This window comes from Agriterribacter sp., assembly GCF_035445465.1.
Lineage (GTDB): Bacteria > Bacteroidota > Bacteroidia > Chitinophagales > Chitinophagaceae > Agriterribacter.
On record NZ_DAOMQT010000027.1, the window covers coordinates 1 to 12704 of the forward strand.

At 44.4% G+C, this 12704-nt stretch carries 10 protein-coding genes; 7 read left to right on the forward strand and 3 right to left on the reverse strand.

The window, feature by feature from the left end; genetic code table 11:
• Positions 1 to 307 precede the first annotated feature (307 nt).
• The 3 genes from rocD to PLE34_RS13575 all read left to right on the forward strand — a co-directional run bounded on the left by rocD (position 308) and on the right by PLE34_RS13575 (position 3604).
• Positions 308 to 1543, forward strand: coding sequence for an ornithine--oxo-acid transaminase (gene rocD / locus PLE34_RS13565; RefSeq protein ID WP_324557821.1), 1236 nt, complete (start codon positions 308 to 310; stop codon positions 1541 to 1543).
• 73 nt (positions 1544 to 1616) lie between these two features.
• Positions 1617 to 3032 carry an FAD-binding oxidoreductase gene (locus PLE34_RS13570; RefSeq protein WP_324557822.1) on the forward strand — a complete coding sequence of 472 codons (1416 nt, stop codon included), beginning with the start codon at positions 1617 to 1619 and terminating at the stop codon, positions 3030 to 3032.
• The gene (locus PLE34_RS13575) at positions 3032 to 3604 is read left to right on the forward strand and encodes a hypothetical protein (protein ID WP_324557823.1); all 573 of its coding nucleotides are present in this window, start codon (positions 3032 to 3034) and stop codon (positions 3602 to 3604) included. The genes PLE34_RS13570 and PLE34_RS13575 overlap by 1 nt, the downstream gene beginning before the upstream one ends.
• A 356-nt stretch (positions 3605 to 3960) precedes the next feature.
• On the opposite strand, the gene PLE34_RS13580 is transcribed toward PLE34_RS13575, so the two are convergent.
• The 3 genes from PLE34_RS13580 to rbfA form a co-directional block, all read right to left on the reverse strand.
• Positions 3961 to 5769: an ABC transporter ATP-binding protein gene (locus PLE34_RS13580; protein WP_324557825.1), complete on the reverse strand. Its 1809-nt coding sequence runs from the start codon at positions 5767 to 5769 to the stop codon at positions 3961 to 3963.
• Between the two features lie 58 nt (positions 5770 to 5827).
• Positions 5828 to 7048, reverse strand: coding sequence for an FtsX-like permease family protein (locus tag PLE34_RS13585; protein WP_324557826.1), 1221 nt, complete (start codon positions 7046 to 7048; stop codon positions 5828 to 5830).
• 147 nt (positions 7049 to 7195) lie between these two features.
• Positions 7196 to 7567: a 30S ribosome-binding factor RbfA gene (rbfA, locus tag PLE34_RS13590; RefSeq protein ID WP_324557827.1), complete on the reverse strand. Its 372-nt coding sequence runs from the start codon at positions 7565 to 7567 to the stop codon at positions 7196 to 7198.
• A gap of 331 nt (positions 7568 to 7898) precedes the next feature.
• Between rbfA and PLE34_RS13595 the strand changes: the two genes are divergently transcribed.
• The 4 genes from PLE34_RS13595 (at position 7899) to PLE34_RS13610 (ending at position 12405) form a co-directional block, all read left to right on the forward strand.
• Positions 7899 to 8486, forward strand: a complete 588-nt coding sequence (locus PLE34_RS13595; RefSeq protein WP_324557829.1) for a Crp/Fnr family transcriptional regulator — start codon at positions 7899 to 7901, stop codon at positions 8484 to 8486.
• Between the two features lie 99 nt (positions 8487 to 8585).
• Positions 8586 to 9125, forward strand: a complete 540-nt coding sequence (locus PLE34_RS13600) for a YceI family protein (protein ID WP_324557830.1) — start codon at positions 8586 to 8588, stop codon at positions 9123 to 9125.
• Between the two features lie 388 nt (positions 9126 to 9513).
• Positions 9514 to 9903, forward strand: coding sequence for a hypothetical protein (locus tag PLE34_RS13605; protein ID WP_324557831.1), 390 nt, complete (start codon positions 9514 to 9516; stop codon positions 9901 to 9903).
• 306 nt (positions 9904 to 10209) lie between these two features.
• Complete coding sequence (locus tag PLE34_RS13610; RefSeq protein WP_324557832.1) at positions 10210 to 12405, forward strand: phosphocholine-specific phospholipase C; 2196 nt, start codon at positions 10210 to 10212, stop codon at positions 12403 to 12405.
• Positions 12406 to 12704: the final 299 nt, after the last annotated feature.

The following is a 12704-nucleotide window of genomic DNA, read 5'->3' on the forward strand; positions in this document are numbered from 1 at the left end:
ATTTGCCTCATCATAAGTGACTGTTTTTTGTCAACCTATTTTAGGCATGCACACCTTGCAACTTGTAACCTGTAACTTGTAACCTACAAACTTCCAAACTATTCGTATCTTGCAGCACAATTTATTGTTATCTTAAACCGGGCACACATATTATCCTTTCTTGATCGTAACCTTGATTTTCTCGATCACCAATAGCTTTCATGCTATCCTGCTTAGCTAACAACGCTGCCACTAACAGCATTCCTTGCTTTTATCCGAAATTATTTAATCATTCCAATTGTTTTAAACCCCTAAAACAATATTTATTATGTCAGCTACTGTATCACTCACTGAAAAAACAACGTATTATTTAACCCTTGAAGAAAAGTATGGCGCGCACAATTATCATCCCATTCCTGTAGTGCTTAACAGGGGAAAAGGCGTGTTTGTATGGGATGTGGATGATAAACGCTATTACGATTTTTTAAGCGGGTACTCGGCGGTTAACCAGGGGCATTGCCATCCGCGCATCATTAACGCGCTCCTGCTGCAGGCGCAACAGCTCACCCTTACTTCAAGAGCCTTTCATAACAATATCCTTGGAACATATGAGCAATTTATAACACAATATTTTGATTATGATAAAGTGCTGCCCATGAATACCGGCGTTGAAGCCGTGGAAACAGCGCTCAAGCTTTGCAGGCGCTGGGGATATAAGGTAAAAGGCATTCCCGAAAACAGGGCGAAGATCATTGTTTGCGCCGGTAATTTTCACGGACGCACTCTTTCGGTCATTTCCTTTAGTACAGACCCTTCGTCTGCCAAACAATTTGGGCCCTTTACGCCGGGCTTTGAAATTATTCCCTATAATAACCTTGCTGCCCTTGCCACCGCATTAGCGGATAAGAATGTTGCCGGCTTCTTGGTTGAACCCATCCAGGGTGAAGCCGGGGTAGTAATACCGGATGAGGGCTATCTTAAAAAAGCAAAACAGCTTTGTGAAGAAAACAATGTATTATTTATCGCAGATGAAATTCAAACCGGGTTATGCCGCACCGGTAAATTGCTATGCTGCGACCACGAAAATGTTAAGCCGGATATCCTTTTATTAGGAAAAGCATTGAGCGGGGGCACCTTACCTGTAAGCGCGGTATTGGCTAACAATGAAATTATGCTTACCATACAACCTGGTGAACACGGTTCTACCTATGGCGGAAACCCGCTCGCATGCAGCGTTGCCATTGCAGCGTTATCCGTTTTAAAAGAAGAAAGAATGGCTGAAAATGCAGACCAGATGGGAGCGCTCCTGCGATCAGAATTAAAAAAAATAAATTCTCCTCATATTCATACCATCCGTGGAAAGGGTTTGCTGAATGCCATTGTTATTCAGCACACACATTCCGATGCGGCATGGCAATTGTGTCTTGAGCTCAAAGAAAACGGCTTGCTGGCTAAACCCACGCATGGAGATAAAATAAGATTGGCGCCGCCTTTGGTGATTACGGCAGATCAAATAAAAGAATGCGCCGGCATCATAGCAAAAAGTCTTGCTGCCGCTTTTTAGTATTGCCGATGCGTAGCTTATAGTTTATGGAATATGCATGCGATTACCGATTTTTGCAAAAATTATATCCCTGATGGAAGCTTTCGCAGAAAAAACCAGGCTTACACAACAACATATCAATCGGTTTAAAACTATTGTTGGCGCTGCTTATGTGCTGGAGGATGAAGCAACCCGGCTGCATTACGGGCATGATGAAACCGAGGCCTTATCCTTTCCTCCGGAAGTAGTGCTGAAGCCGCGTACAGCGGTTGAAATAAGTGAGATACTTAAAATCTGCAATGCCGAACGGATCCCGGTAACACCGAGAGGCGCCGGCACGGGCTTAAGCGGAGGCGCCCTGCCGCATCTTGGCGGCGTATTGATCTCTACCGAAAGGATGAACAGTATACTGCACATTGATGAAAGCAACCTGCAGGTAACTACCGAGCCCGGAGTGATAACGGAAGTATTGCAGAATGCGGTTAAGGCTAAAGGCTTGTTTTATCCTCCCGACCCTGCCAGCCGGGGCTCCTGTTTTATAGGAGGTAATATAGCGGAAAACAGCGGCGGACCCAAAGCGGTGAAATACGGGGTGGTAAAAGACTATGTGCTCAACCTTGAAATTGTGCTGCCCAATGGCGATATAATATGGACGGGAGCCAACGTGCTTAAAAATGTTACCGGCTACAATCTTACCCAGTTAATCATTGGCAGCGAAGGAACCCTGGCCATTGTTACTAAAATAGTATTAAAGCTGATCCCGCTTCCCAAATATGATCTGCTGATGCTGGCGCCCTTTCAGTCGCTTGAAAAAGCATGCGAAGCCGTAAGCGCCATATTCAGGGCAGGGTTTACGCCCAGCGCCCTTGAACTGGTTGAAATAGATGCATTGCTGATCGTAAGCAGCATGACCGGGGATGCCACTATACCTATAACAGCCGGAACGGAAGCCCATCTTATTATTGAAGTGGATGGCAACCATATGGAAACTTTAATGGCGGAAATGGAAGCAATTAGTGAAGTTTTAACAAGTTATGATTGCGGAGAGATTTATTTTGCAGATGATGAGCAGCAAAAAAACGCTTTGTGGAAGCTCCGCCGGCAGGTAGCAGAAGCCGTAAAAATAAAAGGCTATATGATTGAGGAAGACACGGTGGTGCCACGTGCCGCTTTACCTGCCCTTATAAGAGGTGTAAAAGCATTAGGCAAAAAGCATCATTTTCATGCTGTGTGCTATGGACATGCGGGCGATGGCAACCTGCATATCCGCATTAAAAAAGAAGACACCGCTAACAGCTTAACCGAACCGGCGATGGTTGAAGGTTTACGCGCTTTATTTGAACTGGTAAAGGACCTGGGAGGAACCATCAGCGGGGAACATGGTATAGGGTTGGTGCAGAAAAGTTATATGGATATTGTTATGAACGCAACCCAATTACAACTGATGCAGGGTATTAAAAAAGTATTTGACCCCAATAACATTTTAAACGCGGGTAAAATTTTTGACTGATGAAAAAAATAATGATGCTGTTAGTAGTGATCACAACAGCGCTAACACAAACAACGTATGCACAGGATAAACCGGAAGAGCCATCATCCAAAGGATTCGATAAATCAAAATTATTTTTCGGAGGCAATTTTGGATTGGGATTTGGCAGCAACACTTCGTCCATAATCGTTTCACCCCAGGCAGGCTACAGGTTTAACACACACTTTGCGGCAGGCGCCGGCATTAATTTTAATTATTACAGCTACACAACCTATTGGAGTAGCGTTGAAGCAAAAACCAGGTCAGGCTATACAGGGTTAAATATATTTGGCAGGGTGTACCCTATTCCCTATATATTAATACAGGCACAACCCGAAGTTAATTATAGCTGGGGCTCTATAAAATACGCCGATAACAGTCCTACTGAAAAATTAAAAGGCCAATTTGTTCCTTCCTTATTAATTGGTGGTGGTGCAGCTATTCCAACCGGGGGAAACGGTGCATTGCTCCTTATGCTCCAATACGATGTACTGCAGGAGTCGCGCTCGCCTTACGGCAACAAACCGTTCTTTACCATGGGATATAATTTTTGAGTCTGAAGTAGATTCCGATCGGGTGTGAGCGATCAGCTATCGGGTATCTGTGATCTTTCTCTCATTTCACATCTCTTTTCCTCGAATTTCGAGTTTGAGGGTTCGGATTTGAATTTATATTTGGTTCTTGTCATTTGGATCTTGATGCCTGTGGCAATTAGCCATTAGCTATAGCCGGGTAAGTACTATATGATGGAATAAATACTAGCTAATCGCCTCATTTTCAAACCAGCACATTCCTCACATTTTCACATCTCCACATTCCCCACATTTCTCTTCTGAATCCTGCAACCTGTACCCTGCAACCTGCACCCTGCAACCTGCAACCTGTACCCTGCACCCTGTAACCTGCACCCCTATCTCACCTCCTGCATTTCCACCAGCCTGCGGTAAATGCCGTTAACGGCCAGCAACTGGTCGTGCGTTCCTCTTTCGGCTATTTCGCCTTTTTGCAGCACCAGAATTTCATCTGCATGCCGAACAGTAGACAGCCGGTGCGCAATAACGATAGAAGTGCGGTCAATCATAAGGTTATTGATCGCATCCTGCACTAACCTTTCGCTTTCTGTATCTAAAGAAGAGGTGGCTTCGTCTAATATAAGAATAGGCGGATTTTTTAATACCGCCCGTGCAATCGTAAGCCTTTGCCTTTCACCACCACTCAGCTTTGTACCCCTGTCGCCGATATTACTGTTATATCCACCTTCCTTTTTAGTAATAAAATCATGGGCATTGGCAATTTTTGCCGCATGAATGATGGCTTCATCAGTAGCATCCTGGTGCCCCAGCGCTATATTATTGGCGATGGTATCGTTAAAAAGTATGGGCTCCTGGGTAACGATGCTCATGAGGCTGCGCACAGAATGCAGTGAATAGTCTTTGATATTGATGCCATCAATTAACACTTCCCCGCTGGTTACATCGTGAAACCGGGGTACCAGGTCGGCCAGGGTAGATTTACCGGCGCCGGAAGATCCTACAAGGGCCACTGTTTTCCCTTTTTCAATGGTAAGGTTGATATTTTTGAGTATCACAGCATCATCATACGCAAAGCATGCATTACGGAACTCAATGTGGCTATTGAAAGAAAGCAGTTGCTTCCCGTTAGGATTATCATCTACCGTTACTTTCGTTTTTAATATTTCTTCTATCCGCACGATAGCCGAAGAGCCTTTTTGCATATTACTGAAAGAGGTAGATAATGTTTTTACAGGATTGATGATATTATAAAACATGGCGAGATAGGCCAGGAACATGGATGGAGAAAGCGAAAGCTGCTTACCCAGCACCAGCTGCCCGCCAAACCATAGTATACCTACAAAAACCAGTACGCCTAAAAATTCCGACATGGGAGATGCCAGGTCACGGCGGCGGCTGATCTTGTTCTTAGCATACAACAATTCATCATTTATTTTGCCAAACCTGCCCTTAAGCAAAGTTTCAATATTAAATGCCTTGATCACCCGCAGCCCGTTGAGGGTTTCATCTAATACTGAAAGCGATTCGCCCAGCTTTACAGCGGCCGCATTGGATTGCTTTTTCAGCGACCGGGAAATCCGTCCCAGAATAAACCCTACGATCGGAATGCAAACAAGAATGGCAAGCGTTAACTGCGGGCTGATATAGAACAGAACCGCAAAGTTGATAACAATGGTCAAAGGATCGCGTATCCAGCCTTCCAGGGCACCTACCAGCGAAACCTCCACTTCCGATACATCATTGGTGATGCGGCTGATGAGGTCGCCTTTTCTTTTTTCGGTAAAATAGCCGATAGGCAGCCCCAGGATTTTAGTATACAATTCCGAACGGAGGGTATTAACGATCCGGTTCTTTATGGGGTTAAGAATATTAAAAGATAAATAGAGGAACAGGTTCTTCAGCAAAATGGAGGTTACAATAATAATACAAATGAAGGCCAATGCCCCTTTGGGATTCAAATCGCCCACCCATAATATTAAAAATTCGCGAATATATGCTGTTAGCGGGCTGTCGGCTTTAGGTACCGCACCCACACCATCACCCATAAAAATAAGATCAAAAAAAGGAGCAAGCATACCCAGGGAAACAACAGAAAAAACAATGGAAAGTATGATGCAAATAAAGTAAAGAACAATCTGCGATTGGTATTGCTTCAGGTAATTGAAAATCCTCGAATATTTCTTCATTATGCTTGCTGATCAAATTGAACGGCAAAGTAAGTAAATTAGCCCAAAAGCGATTTACCTAATTTCTCAGTTCAAACGGCTGGCCGGCCGCACGTTTGGAAGGAAGCCATGATGCGGTGATGGCAATGATAAAAACGGTGGCGGCAACAATTATAAAATCGGAAAGTACCAGTTTAACGGGGTAGTAATCAATAATAAAAGAACTGCCTTCCAGCGGAATAAGCTTAAACTGCAACTGTAAAAAGCAGAGCAGCAATGCCAGTATGATTCCTATTCCGGCGCCCACAGCAGCCAGCACAATGCCTTCCGTTAAAAAAACCTTTTGTATCCAGCCCCTCGTGGCTCCCATAGATTGTAAAATCTGAATGTCTTTTTGCTTTTCCAGCACCAGCATGCTCAAAGCGCCTATCATGTTAAATGCCGCTACTATCAACACTAAAATAAAGATGCCGAAAATGGCGTACTTCTCCAGGCGCATTACATTGTATAAGCTGCTGTTTTGTTCATAACGGGTTTGAACAAGATAACCTTGGCCTAATAGCTGCTGAATTTCATTTTTTGTTATTTTTTCCTTATCTGTATTAGTAAGCGCTATTTCCACAGCCGTATATTCATCGGGCTTAAAATTCATATACTGCCTTACAAAATCAAGGTTGGTAAGCACGTATTTATTATCAAATCCCTGTTCAACAGCAAAAGCGCCGTTGGGAATGATCTTTCCTTCATTAAATGAGGATAAAGGATTGCTGATATCGTCTGCTCCTTTTTTGGGCAAATAAACAGTAAGCGCGCCAATGGCCCTGTCGCTTAAGATGGCTACCGCGTTTTCTATGCCTACACCCATTACCGCCCCCGGCTGTTCGGCATCTCCCAGTAAAAACTTACCTCTTACAAGGCTTTGCTCAACTGTGGTAACTTTGGTGTAGTTAGCATCAACTCCCTTTAGCTCAATAATAGCCTGGTAGTCCTGGTTCTGCAGGAGGGCTTTTTCTTCCGCCACCAGTGAAAGGTTGCTTACATTGTTTAATTTATTAAGCGCAGCTATTTGCGAAGATGTGAGCATAATGGTTTTGCCGGATGCAGCCGTTACCCTAAGATCGGTATAGAACGTTGAGTACAGCGATTTTACCAGGCCTTCAAACCCGTTAAAAGCACTCCATAGCACCAACAGGGCCGCTGTGGCAAAAGCGATGGCCGTTACGCTTACCCACGCAATGATGTTAATGGCATTGGTAGATTTTTTTGCTTTAAAATATCTCCAGGCAAAGATCAGGTACAATATAAATGGCTTATATTATGTAATATATAAAAAGATTTTATAGAAACAGGGGGTGCATTCCAAATTGTAGCATTGCGTTTTCTTCTGTGGGCGGTGCAGACACCGCCCACGGTGGGGGATGCACCCGGCCGGAAAGCAGCTCACAAATTATTGATTCTTCTCATCTCTTTCCGAATTGAGCTTTTTAAAGAGCGCTTCCATTTTGAATACATGGTCGAGTGTATCGTCTATATAAAATTTCAATTCGGGTATGCGGCGCAACTGGTGCTTCACTCTTGCTGTTAATTCCTTTTTAATTTCCCAGGCTTTATCCTCAATTTTCTTTAGGCCTTCATTAGGGTCTTTTAACTGAAAGAAGCTCAGGTATATTCTGGCCTCCAGCAAATCGGGCGTAACCTTTACCGATGCTATGGAAACCATTCCACCCTCAAGCATAGTCAGCCCCAGCCGTTGAAATATTTCATTAAATTCCTCATATAATAAGCCCGCTACCTGTTTCTGACGCTTTCCTTCCTGCATTTCACTCAATTTTAGTGGCCGCAAATTTAGACCAAAGGCAGAGATTCAATAAATTTTTCTTTTTTAATTTAAAGCATAAAAAAAGGGGCAGCATAGAAATGCACCCCGTTTTAAATCCAATATCCTATGAAAAACCTTTGCAAATATAGGTTTCCCTGTAAGTGTTTCCGCAACCACGGTGGCGGTATTCGGCGAATGATCTTTTTTCTTCGATGAACAGCAGCCACAGCCGCTTTTGCAATGGTTTAATATAACCACACTTCCGGATTTGCTATAAATAACCTAATATGCAGAGGAAAGGTGAGGCGTAAACCAGCACATACTTTACCAGATGCAATCTTTATTAAGACAGCATATAGAAAAAACATTAGGTCACCACCTTACCGACATTGCTTTCGACGCTTTTCTGGACTGCGTATTTCCCAAATCTTTTGATAAAAAAGTATTGCTTGCCGAAGAGGGCCGATCCTGCAAGTATATTTACTTCATAGAACAGGGCGCCTGCTATTCTTATATTGTTGACAAAAAGGGCGATAAACATGCCATGCAGTTTGCGCTTGAAGGACACTGGATATCTGATCTCTACAGCTTTTTTTCCGACAGGAAAGGAATCTATACCATCGAAACGCTTGAACCGGCCCGTGTGCTGTTGCTGAACAGGCAAAGCTTCCGTAAAGCATGCGATCTCTGCCCGGAAATAGACCGTTTTTTCCGTTTACTGATCCAGAACGCTTTTGTTGCGTTGCAATACCGGCTTGCCAAAACCAACAGCGAAGACGCCGAATCCCGGTATATGGAATTTTCGCAACAGTTCCCCAACTTTACCCAACGCATTCCCCAATACCTCATTGCCTCTTATTTGGGTATCAAACCCCAGTCGCTCAGCCGCATACGAAAGGAAATAGCGCTAAAAAAATAGTGCTGTACCGTTTTTTCATTTATTAACACAGGTGAATGCCTGCTAAAAATGGTTGTATGATCTTTGCATTCTTAAATCAAAACAATTAAAGATCATAACATGGCAAATCAAACCAAATGGGTATTAGACCCCGCACACAGTGAAATCCTTTTTAAGGTAAGGCATATGATGATAACCAATGTAAAAGGTGAGTTCAGAAAATTTAACGCTACCGTTTTAACAGAAGACGATGATTTCAGCAAAGGCACCGTTGAAGTAACTATTGAAGCAGATTCTGTATTTACCAACAGCACAGACCGCGATACACACTTAAAGAGCGCTGATTTTTTTGACGTTGAAAATCACAAAGAGCTGAAATTTACAGGTATTTCCTTTACCCGGCTCGATGAAGATAATTACCTGCTGAAAGGTTTACTGAATATAAAAGGTATTGAAAAGGAAGTAAGCTTTGATGTGGAGTTCGGGGGCATCAACAAAGATCCCTGGGGAAATATGAAAGCCGGTTTTTCACTGAACGGAAAGATCAACAGGAAAGACTGGGAATTAAACTGGAACGCTGCCCTTGAAACAGGCGGGGTTTTAGTGAGCGATGAGGTGAGGATCACCGCTGAAGTACAATTTGTAAAGGAAGCCGCTTAATAACTACAATTAAGGAAGTACAGATAGTTGTATACTGCCGTTGCAGCACCCCATGAATAATGAACAGCCGGCGTTTTAACTTAACAGCCGGCAACACCACAAAATAAATAAGAGCGCACATGAGAAGCCTGCACACAGTTCCTGATGCTTTGTTTTAAGAAAAGGGAACTGTAGAATGTAAAAGGTGAACCTGTAACGGGTTCACCTTTGTTGTATTGATCCATTTAGGAAAACAGCTCAGCACACCGGCCGAAATAGGGTATTGATGAATGCCGGTTTCCGCAAACAGTTCACCAGGGGCGAATGTTTTTTCAAAGGGTAACAAATAACTGTCTTATATGATCTTTTACATGATAGCAACTTTTGTAACCTTTTAAATAAACAGCACATGGAAATCAAATCGTATTATGTGGGTTCCAACAGGCAACGGAATGCCTCAAATTATCACAGAAGGTGGATTTCACTGGTACCTAAAACGCCCACCGCTACAGTACAAAATATCGTAATTTATTTTTTTGTCGGAGAAACGATCATCAACGATACGGATATTGGCTATGTAACGCCAGGCACCACCAAATTCGTGGTTGCTTATGCGCCCATTTCTGACTTTGCAGACATGTATCATATTTTGCAAAGTGAAAGACCGGTGCATTTTAACTGGTATGCCGACACTGCCAATAAAGTGCAATGGTTCCAGGTATCTACCAATGAAGAACCGGTTGGCGAAGGTCCAAGGGATTTAACCGGGGCTATAACCGCTGTTGTTATTGGAGCATAAGCCAGAAAAGATATCGCATTATGAACCGCTACTGCAGAACTTATCTGCCGTGGCGGTTCTTTCATTTTGGGTTACGTTATTCACCGGATGCTGAAAGTAATAATATCGCGTATTACTCCTGGTAATACAAGAACCGCCAACCAGGCTGAGCATCTCATCTTTCAAGGCTCAACAAACCGTCATTTTTCAATTTTCATATTTCCACATTTCCCACATCAGCTACTGCCACGCAGATTGCTTATCTTTAGCGTGCCGCCTGAATAAACATCTCTACATACATTTTCAAACCCGTTAATCATTACTTTCATGCCCAATCTTAACAGGAGAAAATTTATTAAAATGTCTGCCACGGCCGGCACGGCCGCGGTATGGTCAACATGGCTGCAAAAAGTGCTGGCAGTAGAAGCTCATAATGCCAGCCGTTCTATCCGCGATGTGCAGCATATTGTAATTCTTATGCAGGAGAACCGGTCCTTCGATCACTATTTCGGTACCATGAAAGGAGTACGGGGATTTGGCGACAGGTTTCCCATTCCCCTCGAAAGCGGTGAACGGGCATTCTTTCAGTCGAACGGTAAAAAGATCATTCCACCTTACCACGCCAGCAAAAAGAAGTCTAACGCTGCCCTCATCAACGGCACGCCCCACGACTTCCCCGACATGCAGGCCGCCTGGAACCAGGGGAAATACGGCCACTGGCCGCTTTTCAAAACGCCTTATTCCATGGCCTATTATACCCGTGAAGAGATACCCTTTCAATACGCATTAGCCGAATCTTTTACCATTTGCGATGCACACCATTGCTCCGTAGCAACCGGCACGGATCCCAACAGGATCGTATTCTGGTCGGGCAGCAATTTCAATCCTGATAAAAGAGCGGCCGGCATTAACTGCACCGATGAAGATTCGGAGCCAGTAAATCTCCGTTGCTGGGTGAACAACAAAATGCCCGATCCCGGCTATACCTACCGGGGTAATGCGTTTCAATGGTCCACTATACCCGATGTACTGGAAAAAGCGGGGATCAGTTGGCGCATTTACCAAAACCCTAATGATAACTGGAGCGGAGCCATGCACGGCTGCCTTGCGTTTGAAAGTTTCAGATCAGCCAAACCAGGTTCAGCCATTTATGAAAAAGGCATGCGCCACTGGACAATACAAAAACTGGCGGAAGATGTAAAAAACAATACCCTGCCCCAGGTAAGCTGGGTGCTGCCTGCGCAAATAGATTCGGAACATCCGGGAGCCCCTTCCAGCCCTTACCGTGGCGCCGATTTTACGCACGCAATTTTATCAGCGCTTACTGCTAATCCCGAAGTATGGAGCAAAACCGTTTTCTTCCTCACCTTTGATGAGAACGATGGTTTGTTTGATCACCTGCCGGCGCCGGCTGTGCCTTCTTATAATGCAGATAGTACAATGGCAGGCAAATCAACGCTTGACCTGGCAGGAATGTATTTCCACAACGATAAAGGCACATCCGAATTTCCAAATCCTTATTTTGCCAGCGAGATGAGCAAGGGCGGCCCGGTAAGAACCCGTACCTACCAGGATAAACGCGATACCATCAGCGGTAATATTCGTCCATGGGGATTAGGCCCGCGGGTGCCGTTGTATATCATTTCTCCATGGAGCAAAGGCGGTTGGGTAGATTCGCAGGTGGCGGATCATACCTCTGTGGGACAGTTCATTGAAAAACGCTTTGGCGTTACCATTCCTGCCATCAGCCCCTGGCACCGTGCGGTATGCAGCGACCTGCTATCCGCGTTTGATTTTGAAACCCCTAATGATCCTGTATTTCCTCCAATGCCGGAAACAGCCAATCACGCCGCGCTCGATGAAGCTTCCAAATTACTGCCCAAAGCCGTGGCGCCGGAAACGCCCTCCCCGCTGTACCAGGAAAAAGGAACCCGCTATTCAAGAGCCCTGCCCTACCGCCTGTATACACACCTTCAACTGCTGCAACAGGAGCAAAAGATCAGGCTGTTGTTTGAAAACGACGGCAAGGCAGGTGCGGTATATCATGTATATGATCTTAAGCACTTAGACCGTATCCCCCGCCGTTATACCGTAGAAGCCGGAAAATCGCTCACAGATGAATGGAACGTAGCGGAAGACAATGCCGCCTACGACCTGGAAGTATATGGAACCAATGGCTATTTTCATAAATTTTCGGGGAATATTACAGCAGCGGAACCCGAAATAAAACTAAAATACAACCACAGGAAAGGAGGGATAGCAGTTAGCCTGCATAACCCCCATAGCGTTGCAATTCCTGTTAGCATGGTTTCCAATGCCTATGGATATAATGTACCGGCTGCATTTGAACTTGCACCCGGAAAAACCAGGCGCATACAATGGCTGCTGGCCAATAGCGGCAACTGGTACGACTTTTCTATACAATCCGGCAACGGCTTCCTGCATCGTTTTGCCGGAAGGGTAGAAACGGAAAAACATAGTATCAGTGATCCGGCAATGGGAATTGGGAGATTTGAAATTTGAGATTGAATTGATTTCGTTCGGGATATACAATTTGGGGTTTATCGTTCTTAGTTTACCGTTGGGATTTCGCTTCGGATTGTTTCACGCAAAGAGCGCAAAGGAGCAAAGAACGCAAAGTAATATTTTGAACCTGTTTTGATCAGCCAGCTATAGCGTTGTTCACTTTTATTCAATAGTTGGAATGGAAGATCCTACGCTTAGCGTTGTCATTAAGCATCGTCCCCCGCCGCTGCGGGGCGGGGAGAGGGAGAGTTCCGGATTTTGCTTCGGATTTCGAAATTTAAACCTTCGGATTTGAA